This is a genomic window from Thioalkalivibrio sp. ALJ15 (assembly GCF_000383695.1).
Taxonomy (GTDB): domain Bacteria; phylum Pseudomonadota; class Gammaproteobacteria; order Ectothiorhodospirales; family Ectothiorhodospiraceae; genus Thioalkalivibrio.
In genome coordinates, this window is the sequence record NZ_KB912056.1 from 677765 (window position 1) to 699471 (window position 21707).

Here is a 21707-nt window from a genome sequence, read left to right on the forward strand (position 1 = left end):
GTGCGAGTTCAAAGCCCCCTCCTGACCCAGACGTCAATTTATTGCCACCCCTTGCCGCCTGGGGCGGCCTTGCCTTGCCACCCCGGCAGAAAGGCGCCGATTTTCCGTCACCCCAAGAAAGACAATAAACGCATCACATTGTTTATACTCGTTTTTTATTAAATGGCACAAAATTCGCTTCAGCTTGAGCCCAAGACTTTTGGATACGGCGAGGCGGCCATGAATCGCGACGGAAACGCAGGGAATCTGCGCCTGGTATCGGGCAAGGGGAAATCCACCGAGCACCCCGAGGCCCCATTTGACGCGCTGGCCTTCGTCCAGTCCCTGACCGCGACACTGGAATTCGACGCCGTCCTTCAGCGCCTGCAAGAGCAGCTCCACACCCTCCTGCAGCATTCCGGATGGATCTTCTACACCGACAACGAAGACCAGTCGTGGTCGGGCGGCGAGGATGACCGTCACCGCATCGAATACGGGCTCAGCTACAACGGCGTCACCATGGGCTCCTTGATCCTGATGCGCGGACGCCGCTTCAGCGACGCGGAACAGCAGCAGATCGAGGCGCTGCTCGGGCTGGCCGCCCCCGCCCTGCACAATGCCCACCGGTTCCGGCGGCTGATGTCCAATCTGGAGAGCGACGAACTCACGGGGCTGGGCAACCGTCGTGCCTTCGAGATCCAGGGCGCCAAATGGCTGGCCGACTGCCGCCGCCAGGACCGCCCACTGTCCGTGCTGGCCATCGACCTGGACCACTTCAAGCGCATCAATGACGACTACGGCCATGCGGTGGGCGACGAGCTACTGCGCCGCGTAGCGGACACGCTGCGTACGGCCACACGGCAGTCCGATCTGCTGGTGCGTATGGGCGGAGAGGAATTCCTGGCCGTCTTGCCGGGGGCCGACCTGGCCTGCGCCATGGAGTGCGCGGAACGCATCCGCACGGCGATTGCGAGTATCCGCGCCACCGCGACCGCCGATGATGCATCAGCCCTGCAAAGCGAGGGCGTAGTCAAGGTCACGGCCAGCATCGGGGTCGCGAGCGTGGGCCGCCACACGACCCTGCAGGCCCTCTACCAGAAGGCCGACGAGGCGCTGTACGCTGCCAAGCAGTCCGGGCGCAACCGCGTCCTGGCGGGCAACTGACCCCCGGCCGAAGCTGGACTCAGGGGTTCGCGCCAGGCTGAATAAAATCCACACAGGTAAGCGCCGTGGCCAGGATGGCCTGGCGCAGGGCCTCGATCGCCTCCGGCCGCGGAAAACTGGTACGCCAGGCCAGCGCCACCCGGCGGCTGGGGGCCGGGTCCTCGAATCGACGCACGGCCAGCAGGCGCTGGGCGTAGCGATCGGCCCCCACCGCAGTACACGGCAGAATGGTCACGCCCATACCCGAGGCCACCATATGGCGAATGGTCTCCAGTGAGGACCCCTCCATATTGCGCGGCGTACTGCCATCGGCCGTAACCGTCCTCTGGCAGGCGGGGCAGCGTTCCAGCACCTGATCACGGAAGCAGTGCCCGGCACCGAGCATCAGCAAGGTCGCATCCGCCATGTCCTCGAGGGTCAGCGTCTTTCTGTGCTGCAGGGGGTGGCCGCCCGGCAGCACCGCGACGAAGGGCTCGTCGTACAGCGGCAGCGTGACCACACCCGGTTCTTCGAACGGCAACGAAATGATGATCGCGTCCAGTTCGCCGTGCTTCAGTCGCTCGCGCAGTCGATCGGTGTAGTTCTCTTCGATCACCAGCGGCATCCTGGGTGCTCGCTCGCGCAGCACCGGGATCAGCTCGGGCAGCAGGTACGGGCCAATGGTGTAGATGGCCCCGAGCCGCAAAGGACCCGCCAGCTGGTCCTGACTCTGCACCGCCACCGCACGCAGATGCTCCACCTCGGTCAGCACCCGGCGGGCCTGGGTCACGACTTGCTCGCCGGCCGGGGTCACGCTGACCTCGCCACGGCCGCGCTCGAACAGGGTAACCCCCAGTTCATCTTCAAGTTTGCGAATGGCGACGGACAAAGACGGCTGACTGACATGACAAGCCTCGGCCGCCCGACCAAAATGACGCTGGTCGGCCACCGCAACGACATAGCGCAACTCGCTCAGCGTCATCGTTCGGGGCCCCGATGCCCCGCACCGCCATCGCCATCCACCAGGCGCCCGTCATCGGGCAGGTCGAGGGTGACCTGGCGCAGACGACGGCCATCCAGCGAGATCTCGCCCACATGTCGGCTGGCCCCGTCGGTGGCGAATTCAAAGCGGTATTGCCGCCACCAGGCCAGGCCTCCGGGCCGGCGCCGAATGGACTGGCGCGTGCGTACCACGCTGCCATCCAGCAACTGCACACCGGCCTGCTCGCAACTGCGGCGCGCGATCTGGCGCACCCGTTCGTGGGTGCGCCAGGAGTCGTTCACGTAAAAGGCCACCAGAACCAGGGCTAGGATTATCAGCAAAGCCGTCATGGACGGGTATGATACCCACATTCCGTTTCTTGCCGACGACCACCCTGCACTCGACGCCCCATGTCCATCAGCACAAACGCATTCAATCAACTCGCCGGAGAGCTCCGTTCTGTTGGCCAGAGCGAGCTGCTACCTCGCTTCGAGGCCGGGATCGCGGTGGACTACAAGGCCGATGGCTCGGTGATCACCCAGGCCGACCATGCCGTCGATGCACGACTTCGCGACCTGCTGGGGACCGCGATCGCAGGCGAACCCGTATTGAGCGAGGAGCAATCGCGGCAGGAGCAGGCCCGCGTACTCGACGAGGCACCCGCCTTCTGGCTGGTCGACCCGCTGGACGGCACCAGTAACTTCGCCGGCGGCATGCCCTTTTTCGCGATCTCCATTGCGCGCATCGAAGACGACCGCGTCACCCATGGCGCGACCTACGACCCGGTACGGGACGAACTCTTTACCGCACGCGAAGACGGACCCCTGCTGCTGAACGATGCGCCCCCCCCGGCAGCCGCCCGCGCCCCGGCCAGCCGTCTGGACAAGGCCATCGCCCTGGTCGACTACAAGCGCCTGGCCCCCGACTTGGCGGCGGCCATGGCCACTAACTCCCCGTACCGCTCGCAGCGCAACCTGGGGGCCTGCGCCCTGGAATGGGCCTGGCTGGCGGCCGGGCGCGCCGATCTGTATCTGCACGGCGGGCAGGCCCTGTGGGACAGCGCCGCCGGAACGCTGATGCTGGCCCGCGCCGGCGGCACAATGAGCAACCTCGAGGGCGAGGCGGCGTTTGGCCGCTCCCTGAACAAGCGCTCGGCCATCGCGGCCCGTTCGGCCGCGTTGTTCGATCAATGGCGGGCATGGACCTCCCCACACCGAAAGCCCTCCATGGCCTCTCAATCGTGAAATCCAGAAAATCAAACAACGGGCGCTTGTCGGCGGGGGATTTCACTCCACGCTATCTCCCCATCGCCTGGAAGATCGTCGCGGTCGTCGCCATCCTCACCCTGCTGGGCATCGGCACCCTTTCGGTGGTGGTGCTGAACCAGGTCACCAATGTCCTCAACAACCAGATCCAGGCCCAGGCCGAGCTGACCCTGGCACCCGTCGCCCGCACCTCGGCCGAGCTGATGCTGGCCGAGGACTATCTGACCCTGGAGACCCTGCTGAACTCGCTGGTCGAGGACGGTCGCGTCGAATCGGTCACCGCCTACGCCATCGACCGCGGCGTGATCGCCTCGGCCGGCACCCCACCCTCCCCCGGGGGAGGCATCAGCGAAGGCGTGTGGCCACTGGCCGTTCCGGTAGAGCCCTACCAGCGCGAGGTGTACTTCCAGGATGTACAGGTCGGGTACATCGAGGCGCACATCGACACGACCCCCATGCAGGAACTGATCCGCAACACCATCAATGCGGGGATTGCGACAGCGATCGGGGTCTTTCTGCTCAGCCTGATCCTGGCAATCGACATCAGCAAGCGCCTGGTGCGCCCGCTGGAGCGCCTGGCACATGCCATGCGCGAGCGCATACGCCATCCCGTCGACGAACATGGGCGACCCGTGCCGATGGTGCACGAGGACGAGATCGCCCAGCTGACCGACGCCTTCAACAACATGGCCCAGGACCTGCTGCGCAAGGACCAGGTCGAATCGGCCCTGCGCCGTTATGTCTCCGACGCGATCGCGCAGGACATCCTGGAGAATCTCGACCGGATCGAGCTCGGAGGACGGGCGGTCGAGGGCTCGGTGCTGTTCGCCGACATCAAGGGCTATACCGCGCTGTCGGAGCGCTGCACCCCGGAAGAACTCGGCCGCATGCTGAATGAATTCTTCGGTCCGATGGCGGAATGTATTGCCCGTCACGGTGGGACGGTAGACAAGTACATGGGCGACTGTACCATGGCGGTGTTTGGCCTCGGCGGTGACGAGAACCATCGCCAGACGGCCGCACGAACCGGGCTCGCGTTGCTGGAAACGGTCGCCGCGATCAATGCTGAACGCGAGGCCCGGGGCGAGGAACGCGTCGAATTCCGCATTGGCTTGAACGCGGGCGAGATGCTGGCCGGCAACATGGGCGCGCAGGACCGCATGCAATTCACCGTGGTCGGCGACACCGTCAACGTGGCGGCCCGCCTGGTCACGGTCGCGCCATCCGCCGGCATGGTAACCACGCAGTGCTTCATGGAGCATGAGCAGGTGAAAGGGCAGTTTGAAACCGAACACTGGGGGACGCACGAGTTACACGGCGTCAGCGAACCCGCCGAGGTCATTCGTATCCTCGCGGTGGCGGACACCCATTGATGCGGCTCCACGGCGCGCGACCGGGCCTGCTGCTGGCCGCCCTCGCTCTGCTTTTTTTCCAGGGCTGCGCCGGCATGCAGCCCTTCATGACGGCGGAAGACCAGATCGAAGCCGCCGTCGAGGAAGGCGAGTACCAGCGCGCCCTGGAGCTGATCCACGAGCACGACCCCGAGCCAGCCGCCGAATGGACCTCGCGCCGAGAGCAGATCGAGATCATGGCGCAAGAGGCAGCAGAGCAGGCCATGAAGAAAGCACGGGCTGTTTCCGCCGAGGGCGCGGTCGCAGAGGCCCTGGGGATCCTGGAGGACGCCGACTCCCGCCTGCCCGAAAGCGAGGAGCGTGCCCGCTTCATTGACCAGCTGGAGCGCCAGCGCCAGGTCGGTCTGCGCACCCTGCAGCAGCGCCACGATGTCCTTGAGGCCCGCAACCTGGTTCAGCAACTCCGCCTGCTGGAGATCATGCGCCCCCTGGTTCCGGATACCGGTCAACTGCCCGCAGACCCGGACGCCCTGAGCGAACGCGCCCCCGCCCTGGCCAAGGCCCTGGAGCAGTATGCCGACGACAGCGATGGCCGCGAGCGCCTGGAGCTGTTGCGCCTGGCACAGGATTTATCCCCGGTCAGCGAACGGGCCACCCGCATCCGCGAACTCCAGGAGGAGATGCGCACACGCGAAGAAGACAAGGACCGCGAAGAGGAGGCCGAGCGCCTGTCCGCGATCAACGCGCAGTTGCGTCAGGCACTGCAGGCCGGCGAATTGCAGCGGGCGGCTCAGTGGTGCCGTAGTGGCGACATCCGGCTGGACGAAGATGCCTCCGGCCCCGACCAGGCCGCCCAGCGAGCACGCATCTCCCTGTGCGACGAGTGGCGCGAACAGCGCGACCAGCGCGCCGAGCACCTGCTGGAAGAGGGCCGCCGCCAGTACACGGCCGGCCAGATCCAGGAGGCGGTCGACACCTGGGAAGAAGGACTTGCGCTGGCCCCCAGTCATTCCGGGCTGGCCACCGCGCGCGAGCGGGCCCTGCGCGTACTTGAACGTCTTGACACCCTGCGCATCCCCGAGGCCCCGGCGCCGGTCGATCCGGAGGCCTTCCCCATCCCCGACACCGAGGATGCCGAGGGGGACGAGGAGCCGGAGTCCTGAGATCTGGCAGGCTGCCAGGTCGTCCCCATGCGGCGACCCTGCTAGGATTGCCGCGCCCGCCTAACCGGAACCACCCCCTGCGATGAGTGCTTCTGTCCACGACCTGATCACCGACGAACCCCACCGAGTCCTGCAACTGGGCAGTACCGAGGTCGTTGTGCTGGGCACCGCGCATGTCTCCCGCGCCAGCGCCGACAAGGTGCGTGCCCTCGTGGACACCGGCGAGTTCGACGCGGTGGCCATCGAACTGTGCGAGAGCCGCCAGCGCGCGATGCTGGATCCCGACGCGGTCGGGCGCATGGACCTGTTCAGTGTGATGCGCCAGGGGCAGGCCCCGATGATCGCCGCGAGCCTCGCGCTGGGGGCCTATCAGCAGCGCCTGGCGGAACAGTACGGGATCGAGCCGGGGGCCGAGATGCGCGCGGCGATGGACGCAGCCCTGGATGGCGGGCTGCCGCTGGCGCTGATCGACCGCGACCTCGGCCTGACGCTACGCCGCACCTACCGCGCGGTGCCCTGGTGGCAGCGCATGGGGCTGATCGGCGGGCTGTTCGGCTCGGTCCTGTCGCGCGAGAAGATCGACGAATCGGAGATCGAACGGCTGAAGGAAGGCGACATGCTGGAGTCCACCTTCAGCGAATTCGCCGAACAGTCGGAGGACCTCTATCGCACGCTGATCCACGAGCGCGACCAGTACATGGCGGCCCACCTGCGGCGCCTGGCCGCGTCCGGCAACCACCGCCGCATCCTCGCCGTGGTCGGTGCCGGGCACCTGTCCGGGATCGCAACCCAGGCGGAAGACGAACTGACGCCGCCCGACGCCATCCTGGACTCCCTCGACCAATCACCGCCCAAGGCACGCTGGCCCAAGGTCCTGCCGTGGGTGATCGTCGCCGTGATCCTGACCGGCTTCGTGATCGGCTTTTTGCGCAATCCGGACATCGGCCTGCAGATGGTGATGGACTGGGTGATGATCAACGGCGGCCTGGCCGCCATTGGCGCCATCATCGCGCTCGCGCATCCGCTGACCGTGGTCACAGCGGCGCTGGCCGCACCCCTGACCTCGCTGAACCCGACCATCGGGGTAGGCTTCGTCGCGGCCGCGGCCGAGCTGTTTCTGCGCAAACCGCGGGTCGACGACTTTGCCCGCCTGCGCCAGGACACCACCACCCCGAGGGGCTGGTGGCGCAACCGGGTCTCGCGCGTGCTGCTGGTCTTCCTGCTGACGACGCTCGGCTCCGCGGCCGGCACCTATATCGGCGGTGCACGCGTATTCAGCCACCTGTTCGGTAGCTGACCTACTCCGGGATCCGCAGCACCAGCTTGCCGCGACGCCCGCCGGCCTCGATACGCCGGTGCGCCTCGGCCGCCTCGGCCAGCGGCAGGCTGTCCTCCACGTTGACCTGCAGCCGCCCGCTGGCCAGGCGCGCGAGCCCCTCGGCCACCAGCGTGGCCTGGTGCTTCAGGCGCCGGCGATCCCCTTCCAGCATCGGGGTCAGCATCAGCTCCAGGCTGATACTGGGGTTGCGCAGGCGCGCCGCGTTCCAGTCCACGTCATCCGGCGGCGCCAGCAGGGTCACCAGATCACCGCCGTAGGCCACCTGTGCCAGTCCATCGCGAAAGACCGGCCCGCCCACGGTATCCAGCACGATGTCGAAACCGCGCCCGTCGGTGTAGCTCCGGATCGACTCCCCGGCGTCGGGCCGGGTCAGGTCGACCACGTCGCCACCCAGGCCGGTGACCAGGCGCTGCGCCTCTTCGCGACGCACCAGCCCCAGGACCCGGGCCCCGGCCGCGCGCGCGATCTGCACGGCCATCTGCCCCACCCCGCCTGCAGCGGCATGCACCAGTACGGTCTGTCCACGCTGCAGATCGGCGCGCTCGAACAATGCCTCCCAGGCCGTGAGCCAGGTCAGCGGCAAAGCCGCGGCCTGCAGGTCCGTCACCGCGGCCGGTACCGGCACCACGGCCGCCTCCGGGACCACCACCTGCTCGGCATAGGTACCCGGGTCCGCCCCCACGCCACCAAAGCAGAAGGCCACGCGCTGCCCCGGGCGGACATGGCGCACACCGCTGGCGCAGGACTCGACCACGCCGACACCGTCACAGCCGGGCGTGTTACGTGGTGCCCCTGGCACCAGCATGCCCCGTGCCCGAACCTTGGTGTCGACGGGGTTCACGCCGGCCGCCAGCAGTCGAATCTTTACGTCGTCAGTCCCTTCAAGCTCGGGCTCGGGGACCTCCCTCAGTTCCAGGACATCCGCCCCGCCGGGCTCGTCGAAAACGATGGCTCGCATCGAGCGACTCCTCGTGTTTGAACATGCCTTGTGGATTTTGATACCGCTCCGGGAAACCTTGCCGGCGACGCGCTAGAGTCCGATCCCGATGCCGATCCCGAAACGCACGCCCGACGACGGCCTCGGGGGTTCCGGGTCTGGCCACAGGTGGACCGAGTAGGCATCCAGCAGCGGGAAGACATAGGCCAGCTGCCCGATCGAGCCCTCCTCGGTCCCCGAGACCGTCCCCACCGCCGTAACGCGGCGTCCCGGGCGGTAGTCGACCGGATCGGCAAAACCATCGAGCTTGAGGCGAAAACGCCCCGTATTCGCCTGTCGTGTCTGCGGCTCCTGGCGCTGCAGCGGGTAGCTGACCACCTCTAGCACCGTACTGTCCGCACGGTTGTCGACGCGGGCAATCACCCCGCCCCAGACCTGGTCCTCGGCGGGCAGATTGTCAGCCGTCACGCTGCGCGGGGGCACCGGATCACCCACCGCATCGGGGATGTCCAGCGGGCCGGAGGCGCAACCCGCCAGCAGCACCGGCGCAAACACCAGCACCAGCGCAGCGACCCGGGTGCGCCATGCGTTACCAGTACCAGGGATCATATCGCCAGGGGTCGTGACGCCAGTGGTAGGGGTGCGGCCGCCAGTACGGGCCCATATAGCCCGGCGGGCCCCAAGGGTCGTAGTAATACGGCTCGCGCGGCGGGGGGCGCTTGGCCCACAGGTGTACCGTCTGTGCGTCGATACGGACGAAGCGATAGTCGAACTCGCCAATTGAGCCGTCCTCTATGCCATCCAGCCGGCCGCGCACCGTGACCTCGCGCCCCTCCGCGTACACCTGGGGATCGAGGAAGTCGTCGATATAGGCACGGAACCGGCCCTCCGACTGGTCGACCTCGCGCGGACGAGCCTCGCGATTGAGCGGGCGCGCCACCACCTCGAGCCGGGTGCCGTCCCGGGTGTTCTCGACCTTTGCAATGACACCGCCCCAGACCACCGCCTGGCCCTTGGTCGCCTCGGGGTCGGCCAGGACCTCGGCGCGGGTCAGGGGCTCCTCCGGCAGGGGCTCGATCCCTTCGGGGATACCCGCACAGCCCACGAGCAACCCGCCCAGCAGCAAGCCGGTCAGCGCAGAAAAGTGACGCAGAAGGTTCATGCCTCTAGGACCGCCCGCAGCGCATCAAGGTTCGCGTCACTCCGGGCCTGACGCACAAAGCGCCTCGACATCCACGATCTCGTGCTGGGCCGCCTCCACGGCCCGCAGCAGGTCCTCCGGCTCCAGCCCGACGGCCTGCCAGACACCCTCGTCCACCGGTGGGGCATCGGCCCAGTCGCGCGAGTCAATCTCGGCCAGGTGGGCCCCGGTATTGGCAAGATGCACCAGCATCACCGCCAACCGGTGCCCCTCGGGCGCTGACTGCGGGTGGTGGTGCCCAGCCACACAGGCCACCAGCCCCTCCGGCAGTCCCCAGTGGGCGGCCAGCGCCCCGCCCAGTTCCGCGTGATCGAAACCCAGCTGCTCGCGCTCGGCCCGCTGCGGACTGGGACCCGCCCCGATATCCAGGCTGGAGAGAAATGCGCGGTGCGCCGCCTCCGGCGACTGGGTGAACAGCAAGAGCTTGCCCAGATCATGCAGCAGCCCGGCGAGAAACACGCTACCGGCCTGGCGCGGCAGGACGCGGTCAGCCAGGTGGCGGGCGATGACCGCACAGTAGGCGGAATGGCGCCAGAACACCTCCAGCGGCAGACGCTCCTGGTCGGGGATGCGGCCGGTCGCGCGGGTGATCGCACCGGCCACGACCAGACGCTTGAGGGTGTCGCGTCCGAGCAGGTTCACCGCGCGTTCCACGGTATCGACGCTGCGCGTCTGTGCATACGCCGGGCTGTTGGCCAGGCGCAGAACGAGGGCCACCAGACCGGGGTCCCGCCCCAGGGTTGCGGCGATCTGTCCCGGTGTACTGTTGTCATCCTCCAGCAGGCGCGCGACTTCGAACACGACCTGCGGCATCGCCAGCAGCTTGTCGGCCGACTGGACGCGCGCCTCGAGGCTTTCCGTTGCGTGCATCTCGGACATCCTGGTTCTCCACAACAGGGCCGCACGCCCCGCTGTACCTACTGTAGCCCCATGCCCCCCGCCAGGGAAACGAAGCCCGGGCAAATCGCGGCGGAACGAACCATAATCAGGTACTCGGATCACTAATTGTTGCTTGCACCCCACAACGGAGGTTGTCCCATGGCGTTTCGACTGACCGCTGCACTACTGGCCTTTACCCTCCCCGGCCTGGCGCTGGCCGGCATTCAGACCGAGGAGGTCACCTACGATCATGATGGCGAGGAGATGACCGGCTATCTCGCCTACCCCGACAGCGACGGCCCCCACCCGGGCGTCCTGGTGGTCCATGAATGGTGGGGCCACAACGAATACGCCCGCGACCGGGCCGAGCAACTGGCACGCGAGGGCTATGCCGCCTTCGCACTGGACATGTACGGCAGCGGCAAGAGAGCCGACCACCCATCCGAGGCGGGAGAGTTCGCCGGACAGATTCGCGGCAACCGCGACCTGATGCTGGGCCGCTTCGAGGCCGCCCATGACTGGCTCAAGGAGCACGATGCCACAGCCGACCAGGCGCTGGCGGCGGTGGGCTACTGCTTCGGCGGCACGGTGGTGCTGGAGGCCGCGCGTGCCGGAATGGACCTGGCCCTGGTTGCCAGCTTCCATGGCGCACTGGTGACTGACCACCCGGCGAGTGCGGGCGACGTCACGGCGGAAGTCCTGGTCTTCAACGGTGCGGCCGACCCGATGGTCCCGCCGGAGCAGGTGGCGGACTTCCGCGAGGAGATGGATAACGCCGAGGCCACCTATACCTTTGTCGACTTCTCCGGTGTGGTGCACAGTTTCACCAACCCCGGGGCCGACGAGATCGCCGAGAAGTTCGACATGCCGGTGGGCTACGACGAGCGGGCTGACCGCGACTCGTGGAAGCACCTGCTGAGCGCCCTGGAACGCATGTAGTTCGAGTATCTGGCACTGCTCGAGCGTGGCGGGCCCGTTGCCCGCCACGCTCGATTTACGCTACCCGGCCCCGCCGATCCGGTCAGAAGTTGCGGAAAAAGATCAGGGTCCCAAGCCCCACCACCACGGCCACCATGACCAGGATCGCCAGCTTCAGCCAGCGCCAGCCGCGAGAAGGCGCCGGACGACTGCGGCGCTTGCGCGATGAAGGGCTGGCCGCGGGCGTATCGGCCGCCATCGCCGGTGCGGGCGACATCGGTTCGTTGGCACGGGCCACCAGCGGTTCATGCGCCTCCCCGCGCGCAGCGGGGGCGTCACGTTCCTGCCCCGAAAGAGACGTCGCCGACCCCAGCTCCAATTCGCGGATGCGGGCTCGCAGAGTCTGATTGCGTTCGCGCGACTCCTCCAGTTCCTGCTCACGACGGGCCAGCCGTTCAGCAAGGGCCGAGGAGGAGCCGTCCTGCTCCGAACAGCGGGCCTCCAGGTCGGCCCGTGCCCGCTCGGCTGCGGCGGCACGCTCACACTGCTGATTGCGCTCCTGACGCAGCCGGGACGCCTCTTCCAGGGCCTGATCCCGCTCCTTCTGCACGGTCTCGCGCAAGCGGTCCAGCTCGACCAGCTCGTGGTCCAGCCGGATATTCTCGTTCTCGAACTCGCGCACGCGGGCACGTAGTACTTCTAGCTCCTCGACCCGCTCGGACGAGTCCGGAGTGGCCGTCTCCTCGCCCGGATCTTCGCCCGCGATCAGCTCGGCCGCCTGCAGCTCGGCGAGCTGGCCTTCGCTTTCCTCGGCGCGCTGCAAGGCGGCCGTCGCCTCGTCGCGCGCCTCGCTCAGCGCGGTGCGCAGGCGTTCGATCTCGCGCTGCGCCTCGCGCTCACTGGCGGATTGCTGGCGTAGCATCAACTCGCGACGCAGCCGGTCCACTTCCTGCCGCAGGAGCTGGTCGCCGCCACCCCCTGTAGTCAGCGGCAGCAGATCATTGACCACCTCGCGCACGCGACCGGGCACAAAGGGTTTCATCAACACAGCGTTGGCGCCCAGTTGCAGCCATTCGCGACTGGCTTCCTCGTCGCTCTCCTGACCGGTGATAATGGCCACCGGAAGATCGGCCGGGAGCCCTTCGGCACCATCGCGAATCCGCAGCAGCAGGTCCTGGCCATCCAGGCCCGGCATAGACAGGTCCGTCAGCACCAGACCGATATCGGCATTGCGCTGCAGGAGCGACCAGGCCTCTTCGCCGTCCGCCGCCTCGTAGACCACACGCTCACCCTGCAGGATGCGCTGCAGGGCGATCCGGATCACCTTGGAATCATCCACTACCAGAATGGCGGTGCGGGTCGTTGCCGATTGTTGTTCAGTCATCAAAGCCCCCTGGGGCACGTCACGTACCGCGCTCCCCTGCACGGCCGGACTCAAGTCCCGCTCTGAAGGTTACGCATGCGCCCGGCCCGGCGCCAGCGCACGCTGCGGCCCAGCGAGAACCGGGTCACGTTTTTGCGCAGCGCTTAAACGGGCTTCGACTTCCACTGGACCGCATACAGATCCCGCCGCCGATCGCGCAGGTTGCGCACCGAGCCGTGGTTACGCAGCTCCTTCAGGTTGTCGAGGTCGAGGTCGACGATCAGGGTCATCTCGGTATTCGGCGTCGCCTCCGCGGCCACCGCGTCATGCGGGAACGCGAAGTCGGACGGCGTGAACACCGCCGCCTGCGAGTACTGCATGTCCATGTTCTCGACCCTGGGGAGGTTGCCGACCGAGCCGGACATCACCACATAGCACTCGTTCTCGATGGCCCGCGCCTGGGCGCAGCGGCGCACCCGCAGATAGGCATTCTTGGTATCGGTCCAGAACGGCACGAACAGGATCTGCAGCCCCTTCTCGGCCATCACCCGGGGCAGCTCCGGAAACTCCACGTCATAGCAGATCAGGATGCCGATCTTGCCGAAGTCGGTGTCGAATACGTGCACCTCGTCGCCACCCTGCAGCCCCCAGTAGGCGACCTCGTCGGGTGTGACATGCACCTTGTACTGTCGGTCCCAGGTCCCGTCACGCCGACACAGATAGGAGACATTGCGCAGGACCTCGTCGCTGTACTCCGGCATCGACCCGGCGACGATGTTGATGTTGTAGGCGAGCGCCAGGCGCACCATCTCCTCGCGGATCTGCTCGGTGTATTCGGCCAGATGGCGCACGGCCTCGGCCGGATACTCCTGGTTGAACGCGCCCATCAGCGGGCCATTGAAGAACTCCGGGAACAGCACGCAGTCGGAGCGGTAGCCGGAGACGGCATCCACGAAGTACTCGACTTGCTGAAACAGCGAGTCGAGGTCCGGTGTCGGGCGCATCTGCCACTGGACCACGCCGATGCGCACGTCCGAACGGCTGCCCCCGATCAGCTTCTCCTTCTCCTCGTAGTAGATGTTCAGCCACTCGATCAGCGTCGCGTAGGCGCCCGATTTCTCGTCGTCCGGGAGGTAGTTGGTGATGATCTTGCGAACGTGGAAATCGTTGGCCAGCTGGAAGGTCAGGATCGGATCGGTGATCTCGTGATTCTTGACCTTCTCCACGTACTGCTGCGGGGTCAGGTCGTCCCGGTGCTGCTCGTAGCCCGGGATGCGCCCACCGGCCACGATCGCGCGCAGATTGAGCTTCTGGCACAGCTCCTTGCGCGCGTCATACAAGCGACGGCCGAGGCGCAGGCCGCGATACTCGGGGTGGACAAAGATATCGACGCCGTAAAGGGTGTCGCCATCCGGGTCGTGGGTCGTCAGGAACCCGTTTCCGGTGATCTGCCAGTAGCTGTGCTGATCACCGAATCGCTTGTACTCGACGATCAGGCTGATTGCCGCAGCCACCACCTTGCCCTTGTCCTCGATACAGATCTGGCCTTCGGGAAAACGGGAGATCTGTGACCGAAACTGGGCCTCGCTCCAGGCCCCGTCGAGGTCGTGGTAGACCCGCTCCATGATCTCGCGGATGTCGTCGTAGTCCTCCATCCGTGTCGGCCGCAGCGTCAGGCGGTGCGGGACATTGGGGTCGGCGTCTTGCTGATTGCTCACGCGTTAAGTACTCCGTGACGGGACCGCTCGCCGGTCGGTTCAGAAAATCCAGGCCAGCAGCAGCCAGAAAAAGACAAAGAACAAGAAAAAGCCGGGGATCATGAACTGCAACTCGCCGATCAGCCCCTCACCAGCGGCCAGCGCGAACACCAGCATGACCAGCACCGAGACGATCGCGGCGACCAGGGCCGCCATCTGCAGCCCAATGCCATCGTCGAACGTGATCGCGACCCACTCGGACAGCCCGGGCAGGGTGACGGCCGCGCCCAGCACGATCAACGCCACCAGCAACGCGGCCAGCGCCGAGGTCCCCAGCATTATGCGCAGGGCCAGGCGGCTGTCGCGGCGATCGCCGGAACTCACGCGGCTGCCTCGCGACGATCGCGCACGTAGTCACGCACGCGGTGCGGATCGGGGATACCGCTCACACGGAACTCCGGGTTGTCGCCGGTGGTGTACACCGCAATCTCGCCGACCCGGAAGATCCGGTTCCAGAAGCTCTGATCGACCTTCACGGTGCGGATCTGGCCAATGTCCAGGTCCACATGGGACTTGCTGAGCAGGCCCTCCTCCAGGTGCACCTGATCGGCATCGATGCGCAGACGCACCGAGCGCGTCTGCAGATACCACCACAGCAGGATCAACAGCCCCAGACCAAAGGCCGCGATCAGCAGGACACTGAAGATGAAACCGAACGGGTGATTGCGAAACATCGCCGGGCGGGCGTCGATCGCGGGCGCACGACTGGACATGGGATCTCCGGTTCGCGGACAGGTCCCAACAGTGTGCCAGATGGAGCGCCCGCCGCGGGTGTCTCCAGGCGATGCTGCCGCGCCGGTCAAGGAACGCGGTATCGCGTATCAGGCGGGGCGGCTCATGTTCTTGCCGTAGAAGATCTCCATCATCTCGTGCTTGAGCAACTTGGCGATGCGCTTGGCCTCTTTCGCCGAGTAGTCATCCTTGCCCAGGCCGAACAGGTAGCTGTCGAGATCGAAATCCTTGAGCACCATCTTGGTGTGGAACAGGTACTCCTGGTACACGTTCACGTCCACCATCTGGTACTTCTCCTTGGTGTCGCGCGAGAGGAAGTCCTGGATGGAGTTGATCTTGTGATCGATGAAGTGCTTCTTGCCACGCACGTCGCGGGTAAAGCCGCGCACGCGGTAGTCCATGATCACGATGTCCGACTCGAAGCTGTGGATCAGGTAGTTCAGCGCGCGTAGCGGGGAGATGCGACCACAGGTGGAAACATCGATATCCGCGCGGAAGGTTGCGATCCCGCCCTCCGGGTGCGCCTCCGGATAGGTATGGACCGTGATATGACTCTTGTCGAGGTGACCGACCACCGTTTCCGGCAGCGGGCCCGGGCCTTCGGTGTAGCCGATCATCTCGGTCGCCACCGGCTCCTCGGAGATCAGCATCGTCACCGAGGCGCCCTGCGGGTCGTAGTCCTGGCGCGAGATATCCAGGATGTTGGCCCCGATCAGGTGGGCCACGTCCGTCAGGATCTGCGTCAGACGCTGGGCGTTGTAGGCCTCGTCGATGTACGCAATGTACTCGTCACGATGGCGTTCGCCGGAGGCGTAGCAGATATCGTAGATATTGAAGCTCAGGCTCTTGGTCAGGTTGTTGAACCCGTGGAGCTTGATCTGCTTCTTGTGACGGGGCATGGCGTTTCCTCTTGCCCGGTGCGCAGGGAACGGCGGATTGTAGACGTCCCGGGGCGTCAGGGAAACACGCTACGCCCCTTGGGGAAAATTCCCGCCGACTGCGCGGGTGTCTCAGCGGGGCGCGGGGCCCTCGAGGATTTCGAAGTCGTGGGTAACCCGGGCCGCCGCCCCCAGCATCAGCGAGGCCGAGCAGTACTTCTCCGCGGACAACTCCACCGCGCGCCCCACCTGCTTCTCGGACAGGCCATGGCCGTAGACCCGAAAGTGCACGTGGATGTCGGTGAACACCTTGGGCACCGTCTCGGCCCGCGTACCGTCCACTGTGACCTCGCAGTCGAGGACCTCCTGGCGTCCCTTCTTGAGCATCGCCACGACATCGAAACTGGTGCATCCACCCAGCCCCAGCAGCAGCATCTCCATCGGGCGGGCGCCCAGGTTCCGACCACCGGCATCCGGGGGGCCGTCCATCACGATCGCGTGGCCGCTGCCGGTCTCGCCGACAAACGCCACCTGTTCCAGCCACTTCACCCTGACCTGCATGCGCGTCTCCTTTTGCCCACAACTTCGGCCCGTTTGGAAGGCCCTGTGTGGCCTATACTCAACAAAAAATGCATGAACTTTGAGATGCAAGACACAAAATCAAATGCTGGTCGTTGGATTTTGTGACTCGATCCCGACACCCGGGTCCCGCTCACGGAGGGCTGAATTACACTGAAAACCGTCCTCAACAAGCGAGACGTTAAAAGCCATGGATGCCATGACTATGAATAATCCGTTCGTCTACCGCCCGGCGCAGCCGTCGCCGGCACTGGAGCGCTTCCTCGGTTACTGCCATCGCCGGCACTACCGCAAGCGCACGACGATCATTCACTCCGGCACGGTACCGGATACGTTGTACTACGTCGTCAGCGGTTCCGTTTCCGTGTTGGGCGAGAACAACGGCCACGAGCTCGTCCTGGCCTACCTGAACAAGGGCGAGTTCTTCGGCGAACTCGGCATGTTCGAGGATGACCCGCGTTCGGCGACGGTCGTCACCCGCGAGGATACCGAGACCGCCGAGATCCCCTACACCCAGTTCCGCGAGATCGCGCAGCGCGACCCGGAGATCCTGATGCTGCTGACCAGCCAGATCGCCACCCGCCTGCGCCAGACCTCGCGCAAGGTGATGGACCTGGCCTTTGTCGATGTCACCGGCCGCATTGCCCACACCCTGCTGGATCTGGCACGCCAGCCCGACGCCATGACCCACCCGGACGGCATGCAGCTGCGCATCACCCGCCAGGAGATCGCGCGCATCGTCGGCTGCTCTCGCGAGATGGCCGGGCGTGTCCTGAAGGACCTGGAGGAACGCGGGCTGATCACCGCCCACGGCAAGACCATCGTGGTGTTCGGCACCCGCTGAGCGGCACCCTGGCGAAAACCTGCCCGCAGCCAATACGGGCGGGCGCCGCGCCCGCAAGCAAGCAAACCCCGGGCGACTTGTTGCCGTGGTACTAGTCTTCGCCGCGGAACAGCCGGCCCAGCGCCTGGCCCGGATCCTCGGTCCGCATGAAGGCTTCGCCTACCAGGAAGGCATTCACCCCCGACTCCTGCATGCGCGCCACATCCTCACGGGTATGGATGCCGCTCTCGGTGACCAGTAGCGCCGAGTCCGGCACCTGGTCCTTCAGCTCCAGCGTGGTCTCCAGGCGCGTCTCGAAGGTGCGCAGGTCGCGGTTGTTGATGCCGATCAGATCCGCCCCGATCTTCTTCGCGCGCTCGAGCTCCTCGGCATCGTGCACCTCGACCAGGGCATCCATGCCCAGCTCGCGGGTCAGGAAGTACAGTTCGTGCAGCGCGGTGTCATCCAGCGCGGCGGCGATCAGCAGCACGCAGTCCGCCCCCAGCACCCGCGCCTCGTAAACCTGGTAGAGGTCGATCACGAAATCCTTGCGCAGGATCGGCAGCTGGCAGGCCACGCGCGCATCCCGCAGATCCCCGTCACGCCCCTTGAAGAAGTCCACGTCGGTCAGCACCGACAGGCAGGTGGCCCCGTGTTCCTCGTAGCTGCGGGCAAAGACCTCGGGGTTGAAGTTCGGGCTGATCTGCCCCTGGCTAGGGCTGGCTTTCTTGATCTCCGCGATCACGGCCGCGCGGCCGGCATCGATATCGCGCTGTAACGCCGCCCGGAACCCGCGCGGCTCCGGGGCCGACCCCATCCAGCCACGCAGCTCGCGCAACGGCCAGAAGGCCTCGCGTTCCTTCAGTTCCTCGCGCTTGCGCTCGAGGATCCGCTTGAGGATGTCCGGGACGTCAGTCATCAGCTTCCTGCTCCTTGATTGGTCAATCGTGCACTGGTCGCCTGCAGCCGCTCCAGGCGCTCGCGGGCGGCACCCGAATCGATCGCCTCGGCCGCACGGCCAACGCCCGCGGCCAGCGACTCGGCGCCACCCCCGGCGTAGATCGCGGCCCCGGCGTTCAGCAGGACGATATCGCGGGCCGCGCCGGCCTGCCCCTCCAGCACCCCGCGGAGCATCGCGGCCGAGGCCTCCACGCTGTCGACCCGGATCGCGTCCAGCCCGCTCCGTGCCAGCCCGAAATCCTCGGGCACGACGGTGTACTCCTCGATCGCGCCATCCTTCAGCTCGGCCACACGCGTCGGGGCACCGATGCTGATCTCGTCCAGCCCGTCCTCGGCGTGCACCACCAGCACATGCTCGCTGCCCAGTCCCTTCAGGGCCTCGGCCAGCGGCCGCACCCAGGCATCGGAGAACACGCCCAGCACCTGATTCGGCGCCCCGGCAGGGTTGGTCAGCGGGCCCAGCACATTGAACAGCGTGCGCACGCCCAGCTCCTTGCGCGGGCCGATCGCGTGTTTCATCGCGCCATGATGGGCCGGAGCAAACAGGAAGCCAACGCCGACCTCTTCGATGCAGGACCCGACCGCCTCCGGCGCCAGCCCGAGATGGATCCCCAGGTGCTCCAGCACGTCCGCGGAGCCGGACTTCGACGACACCGAGCGGTTGCCGTGCTTGGCCACCCGCACGCCACCGGCCGCCGCGACCAACGCCGAGGCGGTGGAGATATTGAAGGTGCCGGAGGCATCGCCGCCGGTGCCGCAGGTATCGACCAGCCCGGTGCGCGGGACATCCACGCGGGTCGCCAGCTCGCGCATTACACCGGCCGCCGCGCGGATCTCCTCGATGGTCTCGCCCTTCATGCGCAGGGCCACCAGCAGCCCGCCAATCTGGGCGTCGGTGGCCTCTCCGGTCATCACTAACTGCATCACGGCGGTCATGGCCGCCTCGTCCAGGTTCTGACGTTCGATCAGGGCCGCTATGGCTTGCTGCACGGTCACAGGGCTGCTCCTGTCGGGGAATGGGGAGCGCTAGTGTAACGCCCGCTCCCGCGCGGCACGAACCAAGGAAACGCTGACCCCTATGCACACTCGCGTTGGTACCCCAGGTTTTCCGAGACTAGGCGCGGTGCGCAGCCGGTAGTGGTTTTACCGGCAAGGGCCGCAACGCAGGATCCAGGAACCTGGGGTGCCAGCCTCGAAGGGGCTCGGCCGCCCGTTTTTGATCACAACGGGCGCGGGAACAGCGTTGCGGTTCCCTTGTGCAGAATGACTGCACGGCAGTCACCGCGCCTTGTTCGCACGCAAAAGCGACTCGAGCGCGAGTGTGCATAGGGGTCAGCGTTTCCCTAATCCTCCGCCGAACCAGACAAAAGCAGCAAAGAGCCAGATGACCGCCGCACCGGCGACCAGGTGCAGCAGGACGTCATCCAGCCAGTCGACCACGAAGAGCGTGAGCAGGGCTGCAAACCCGAGCTGAATAAAGGCCTGCATCGCCGAGGCCATACCGCGCGCCCCCGGATAGCAGTCCAGCGCCAGCAGGGTCAGCGAGGGCATCCCGAGGGCCAGGGCAAAGCTGTACAGCGCAAACGGCAGGGTCACCGCCGCCACCGAGGGTTCCGGGGCCAGCGCCGCCCAGCCCACCAGCGCCAGCGAAATCCCGGTGAGCAGCAAGCCGATGCGGACCGTGACCTCGGGCGCCACGCGCCCGGCACTCCAGCCGGAGGCCACGCCCCCCAGCATCAGCCCGACCACCATGGGCGCGAACAGCCACCAGAAATCGCGCTCGCCCCCGCCGAGATGGACATAGATCAGCGCGGGCGAGGCCGCGACGAACAGGAACTTGGCCCCGAACAGGGTGGTATGCACCAGCACCGGCTGCAGGAACTGCACGTTGCGCAACGTACCCGCATAGCGCCCCAGCACCAGCCGCGGCCGGCTGGACACGCGCCCGACCGGGGGCAGGGTCTCCGGCAGCCAGAGACGCGCGGCCAGCAACAGCACGACCCCGTAGAGCACCAGGAACGCGAACACCGACCGCCACCCGAACGAGGACTGCAGATAGCCGCCCAGGATGGGCGCGATCGCAGGCCCCATCGCGAACATGATCGTCACAATCGCGAATACGCGCCGCGAATCGATGGGGTCGAAACGGTCGCGCACCAGGGCACGGCTCACCACCACCCCCGCCGCCGCCGCGAAGCCCTGGCCGATCCGCAACCCGATCACTTGCCAGTACTCCACCGCCACCACCAGCAGCGCGGATGTCGCGACATAGGCCACTAGCGCCCACAGCACGACCGGACGCCGGCCAAAGGCATCCGACAGCGGCCCGGCTACCAGCGTGGCCAGGGCAAAGGCGACCAGGTAGGAGGACAGCGTCGCCTGCATCGCCGCACCGTCGACGGACAGGTCCGCGGCCATCGCCGGAAACGACGGCAGGTAGGTATCCAGCGAGAACGGCGCCAGCAGCGCCAGGGGCGCGACCAGCAGCGCGAAGCGCAGCCGGGTGCGGCGTTCTAGGGAAGCACTGGTCAATGTACGCGCCCGCGCTCGAGTCGCTTTTGCGTGCGAACAAGGCGCGGTGACCGCCGTGCAGTCATTCTGCACAAGGGAGCCGCAACGCCGTGCGCACACCCGTTTTTGATAACAACGGGCGGCCGAGCCCCCGCATTGAATAGCTTGTGGGGTTGGAGCCCCATGTTCCCCGATCCTGCGTTGCGCCCCGAATCAATCAAAAACGGGCCGGTAGAACCACTACCCGCTGCACGATGCTCCTGGTCTCGGAAAACATGGGGCACCAACGCGGGTGCGTGCTTCCCTCCGCTCACGCCGGCTGGGGCAGGCGGCGCAGGAAGTTGTCGAGGAGCTCGTGCCCCTGCCGGGTCAGGATGGATTCGGGGTGGAACTGCACGCCCTCGACGTCCAGTTCACGGTGGCGCAGACCCATGATCTCGTCGCGGGTGCCATCCTCACGCTCGGTCCAGGCGGTGACCTCCAGGCAATCGGGCAGCGAGGCCGACTCCACTACCAGGGAGTGATAGCGCGTGGCCTCCAGCGGATTCTCGAGGCCCGCAAAGACCCCCACCCCGGTGTGATGCACCGGGGAGGTCTTGCCGTGCATGATCTCGCGGGCCCGCACCACGCGCCCGCCGAACACCTGACCGATCGCCTGATGCCCGAGACAGACCCCCAGGATCGGGATCTGCCCGGCAAAGCGGCGGATCACCTCCATGGACACACCCGCCTCGTTCGGGGTGCAGGGGCCGGGCGAGATCATGATCCCGGCAGGCGCCAGCTCGGCGACCTGGTCGGGGGTGATCTGGTCGTTGCGATGCACCTCGACCTCCGCCCCCAGCTCGCCCAGGTACTGGACCAGATTGAAGGTGAACGAGTCGTAGTTGTCGATCATCAGGATCATGCCGGGAGTCCCTCCGCCGCACCGGACCGGTACAGATCGCAG

At 66.5% G+C, this 21707-nt stretch carries 23 protein-coding genes; 7 read left to right on the forward strand and 16 right to left on the reverse strand.

Annotated features, from left to right (window positions below; translation table 11 throughout):
* Nucleotides 1-219: 219 nt before the first annotated feature.
* Nucleotides 220-1143 (forward strand): GGDEF domain-containing protein, encoded by a 924-nt coding sequence (locus G015_RS0103220; RefSeq protein ID WP_018137911.1) that lies wholly within the window; start codon nucleotides 220-222, stop codon nucleotides 1141-1143.
* Between the two features lie 19 nt (nucleotides 1144-1162).
* Here the strand turns inward: G015_RS0103220 and G015_RS0103225 are convergent, their stop codons facing one another.
* Nucleotides 1163-2104, reverse strand: coding sequence for a hydrogen peroxide-inducible genes activator (locus G015_RS0103225; RefSeq protein WP_018993228.1), 942 nt, complete (start codon nucleotides 2102-2104; stop codon nucleotides 1163-1165).
* Nucleotides 2101-2454 (reverse strand): DUF3301 domain-containing protein, encoded by a 354-nt coding sequence (locus G015_RS0103230; protein ID WP_018137909.1) that lies wholly within the window; start codon nucleotides 2452-2454, stop codon nucleotides 2101-2103. Before G015_RS0103230 ends, G015_RS0103225 begins: the two co-directional genes overlap by 4 nt.
* Before the next feature lie 60 nt (nucleotides 2455-2514).
* Between G015_RS0103230 and G015_RS0103235 the strand changes: the two genes are divergently transcribed.
* From G015_RS0103235 to G015_RS0103250, 4 genes are all read left to right on the forward strand, one after another.
* Complete coding sequence (locus G015_RS0103235) at nucleotides 2515-3348, forward strand: inositol monophosphatase family protein (protein ID WP_020146150.1); 834 nt, start codon at nucleotides 2515-2517, stop codon at nucleotides 3346-3348.
* Nucleotides 3349-3374: 26 nt separating this feature from the next.
* A complete protein-coding gene (locus G015_RS0103240; RefSeq protein ID WP_018137907.1) occupies nucleotides 3375-4742 on the forward strand; it encodes an adenylate/guanylate cyclase domain-containing protein in 1368 nt (455 codons plus the stop codon).
* On the forward strand, nucleotides 4742-5884 hold the full coding sequence (locus G015_RS0103245; RefSeq protein ID WP_020146151.1) for a hypothetical protein: 1143 nt from the start codon (nucleotides 4742-4744) through the stop codon (nucleotides 5882-5884). The genes G015_RS0103240 and G015_RS0103245 overlap by 1 nt, the downstream gene beginning before the upstream one ends.
* An 82-nt stretch (nucleotides 5885-5966) precedes the next feature.
* Entirely contained in the window at nucleotides 5967-7181 is a 1215-nt protein-coding gene (locus G015_RS0103250) for a TraB/GumN family protein (protein WP_018137905.1), read from the forward strand.
* A gap of 1 nt (nucleotide 7182) precedes the next feature.
* Here the strand turns inward: G015_RS0103250 and G015_RS0103255 are convergent, their stop codons facing one another.
* From G015_RS0103255 to G015_RS0103270, 4 genes are all read right to left on the reverse strand, one after another.
* Nucleotides 7183-8181: a zinc-binding dehydrogenase gene (locus G015_RS0103255; protein WP_020146152.1), complete on the reverse strand. Its 999-nt coding sequence runs from the start codon at nucleotides 8179-8181 to the stop codon at nucleotides 7183-7185.
* A gap of 72 nt (nucleotides 8182-8253) precedes the next feature.
* Nucleotides 8254-8769, reverse strand: a complete 516-nt coding sequence (locus G015_RS0103260; protein ID WP_081601190.1) for a Slp family lipoprotein — start codon at nucleotides 8767-8769, stop codon at nucleotides 8254-8256.
* Entirely contained in the window at nucleotides 8750-9322 is a 573-nt protein-coding gene (locus tag G015_RS0103265; protein WP_020146153.1) for a Slp family lipoprotein, read from the reverse strand. The genes G015_RS0103260 and G015_RS0103265 overlap by 20 nt, the downstream gene beginning before the upstream one ends.
* Before the next feature lie 36 nt (nucleotides 9323-9358).
* Complete coding sequence (locus G015_RS0103270; RefSeq protein WP_018993231.1) at nucleotides 9359-10240, reverse strand: HDOD domain-containing protein; 882 nt, start codon at nucleotides 10238-10240, stop codon at nucleotides 9359-9361.
* Between the two features lie 159 nt (nucleotides 10241-10399).
* Here G015_RS0103270 and G015_RS0103275 point away from each other — a divergent pair, with 159 nt between their 5' ends.
* A complete protein-coding gene (locus tag G015_RS0103275) occupies nucleotides 10400-11179 on the forward strand; it encodes a dienelactone hydrolase family protein (protein ID WP_018137900.1) in 780 nt (259 codons plus the stop codon).
* An 82-nt stretch (nucleotides 11180-11261) separates the two neighbouring features.
* On the opposite strand, the gene G015_RS0103280 is transcribed toward G015_RS0103275, so the two are convergent.
* The 6 genes from G015_RS0103280 to G015_RS0103305 form a co-directional block, all read right to left on the reverse strand.
* Nucleotides 11262-12542, reverse strand: coding sequence for a response regulator (locus G015_RS0103280; RefSeq protein WP_020146154.1), 1281 nt, complete (start codon nucleotides 12540-12542; stop codon nucleotides 11262-11264).
* 143 nt (nucleotides 12543-12685) lie between these two features.
* Nucleotides 12686-14239 (reverse strand): bifunctional GNAT family N-acetyltransferase/carbon-nitrogen hydrolase family protein, encoded by a 1554-nt coding sequence (locus G015_RS0103285; RefSeq protein ID WP_018137898.1) that lies wholly within the window; start codon nucleotides 14237-14239, stop codon nucleotides 12686-12688.
* A 39-nt stretch (nucleotides 14240-14278) separates the two neighbouring features.
* Nucleotides 14279-14602, reverse strand: a complete 324-nt coding sequence (locus tag G015_RS0103290; RefSeq protein WP_020146155.1) for a hypothetical protein — start codon at nucleotides 14600-14602, stop codon at nucleotides 14279-14281.
* Nucleotides 14599-14991 (reverse strand): PH domain-containing protein, encoded by a 393-nt coding sequence (locus tag G015_RS0103295; RefSeq protein ID WP_018137896.1) that lies wholly within the window; start codon nucleotides 14989-14991, stop codon nucleotides 14599-14601. The genes G015_RS0103290 and G015_RS0103295 overlap by 4 nt, the downstream gene beginning before the upstream one ends.
* Before the next feature lie 108 nt (nucleotides 14992-15099).
* Nucleotides 15100-15909 carry an adenosylmethionine decarboxylase gene (speD, locus tag G015_RS0103300; RefSeq protein WP_012983717.1) on the reverse strand — a complete coding sequence of 270 codons (810 nt, stop codon included), beginning with the start codon at nucleotides 15907-15909 and terminating at the stop codon, nucleotides 15100-15102.
* 111 nt (nucleotides 15910-16020) lie between these two features.
* A complete protein-coding gene (locus G015_RS0103305; protein ID WP_018137895.1) occupies nucleotides 16021-16449 on the reverse strand; it encodes an OsmC family protein in 429 nt (142 codons plus the stop codon).
* A gap of 223 nt (nucleotides 16450-16672) precedes the next feature.
* Between G015_RS0103305 and crp the strand changes: the two genes are divergently transcribed.
* Complete coding sequence (gene crp / locus G015_RS0103310) at nucleotides 16673-17311, forward strand: cAMP-activated global transcriptional regulator CRP (protein ID WP_018137894.1); 639 nt, start codon at nucleotides 16673-16675, stop codon at nucleotides 17309-17311.
* A gap of 91 nt (nucleotides 17312-17402) precedes the next feature.
* Here crp and trpC read toward each other — a convergent pair whose 3' ends face one another.
* From trpC to G015_RS0103330, 4 genes are all read right to left on the reverse strand, one after another.
* Nucleotides 17403-18209 (reverse strand): indole-3-glycerol phosphate synthase TrpC, encoded by an 807-nt coding sequence (gene trpC, locus G015_RS0103315; protein ID WP_018137893.1) that lies wholly within the window; start codon nucleotides 18207-18209, stop codon nucleotides 17403-17405.
* Nucleotides 18209-19246 (reverse strand): anthranilate phosphoribosyltransferase, encoded by a 1038-nt coding sequence (trpD, locus tag G015_RS0103320; RefSeq protein ID WP_019592391.1) that lies wholly within the window; start codon nucleotides 19244-19246, stop codon nucleotides 18209-18211. Before trpD ends, trpC begins: the two co-directional genes overlap by 1 nt.
* 336 nt (nucleotides 19247-19582) lie before the next feature.
* Nucleotides 19583-20782, reverse strand: a complete 1200-nt coding sequence (locus G015_RS0103325; protein WP_020146156.1) for a multidrug effflux MFS transporter — start codon at nucleotides 20780-20782, stop codon at nucleotides 19583-19585.
* Nucleotides 20783-21071: 289 nt separating this feature from the next.
* A complete protein-coding gene (locus G015_RS0103330; RefSeq protein WP_020146157.1) occupies nucleotides 21072-21665 on the reverse strand; it encodes an aminodeoxychorismate/anthranilate synthase component II in 594 nt (197 codons plus the stop codon).
* Nucleotides 21666-21707 lie beyond the last annotated feature (42 nt).

Excerpts from the sequence above, each read along its gene's own strand:
- G015_RS0103220 (WP_018137911.1), top strand. The coding sequence starts at position 220 with ATGAATCGCGACGGAAACGCAGGGAATCTGCGCCTGGTATCGGGCAAG.
- G015_RS0103225 (WP_018993228.1), bottom strand. The coding sequence starts at position 2,104 with ATGACGCTGAGCGAGTTGCGCTATGTCGTTGCGGTGGCCGACCAGCGT.
- G015_RS0103230 (WP_018137909.1), bottom strand. The coding sequence starts at position 2,454 with ATGACGGCTTTGCTGATAATCCTAGCCCTGGTTCTGGTGGCCTTTTAC.
- G015_RS0103235 (WP_020146150.1), top strand. The coding sequence starts at position 2,515 with ATGTCCATCAGCACAAACGCATTCAATCAACTCGCCGGAGAGCTCCGT.
- G015_RS0103245 (WP_020146151.1), top strand. The coding sequence starts at position 4,742 with ATGCGGCTCCACGGCGCGCGACCGGGCCTGCTGCTGGCCGCCCTCGCT.
- G015_RS0103250 (WP_018137905.1), top strand. The coding sequence starts at position 5,967 with ATGAGTGCTTCTGTCCACGACCTGATCACCGACGAACCCCACCGAGTC.
- G015_RS0103255 (WP_020146152.1), bottom strand. The coding sequence starts at position 8,181 with ATGCGAGCCATCGTTTTCGACGAGCCCGGCGGGGCGGATGTCCTGGAA.
- G015_RS0103260 (WP_081601190.1), bottom strand. The coding sequence starts at position 8,769 with ATGATCCCTGGTACTGGTAACGCATGGCGCACCCGGGTCGCTGCGCTG.
- G015_RS0103265 (WP_020146153.1), bottom strand. The coding sequence starts at position 9,322 with ATGAACCTTCTGCGTCACTTTTCTGCGCTGACCGGCTTGCTGCTGGGC.
- G015_RS0103270 (WP_018993231.1), bottom strand. The coding sequence starts at position 10,240 with ATGTCCGAGATGCACGCAACGGAAAGCCTCGAGGCGCGCGTCCAGTCG.
- G015_RS0103275 (WP_018137900.1), top strand. The coding sequence starts at position 10,400 with ATGGCGTTTCGACTGACCGCTGCACTACTGGCCTTTACCCTCCCCGGC.
- G015_RS0103280 (WP_020146154.1), bottom strand. The coding sequence starts at position 12,542 with ATGACTGAACAACAATCGGCAACGACCCGCACCGCCATTCTGGTAGTG.
- G015_RS0103295 (WP_018137896.1), bottom strand. The coding sequence starts at position 14,991 with ATGTCCAGTCGTGCGCCCGCGATCGACGCCCGCCCGGCGATGTTTCGC.
- speD (WP_012983717.1), bottom strand. The coding sequence starts at position 15,909 with ATGCCCCGTCACAAGAAGCAGATCAAGCTCCACGGGTTCAACAACCTG.
- G015_RS0103305 (WP_018137895.1), bottom strand. The coding sequence starts at position 16,449 with ATGCAGGTCAGGGTGAAGTGGCTGGAACAGGTGGCGTTTGTCGGCGAG.
- crp (WP_018137894.1), top strand. The coding sequence starts at position 16,673 with ATGAATAATCCGTTCGTCTACCGCCCGGCGCAGCCGTCGCCGGCACTG.
- trpC (WP_018137893.1), bottom strand. The coding sequence starts at position 18,209 with ATGACTGACGTCCCGGACATCCTCAAGCGGATCCTCGAGCGCAAGCGC.
- G015_RS0103330 (WP_020146157.1), bottom strand. The coding sequence starts at position 21,665 with ATGATCCTGATGATCGACAACTACGACTCGTTCACCTTCAATCTGGTC.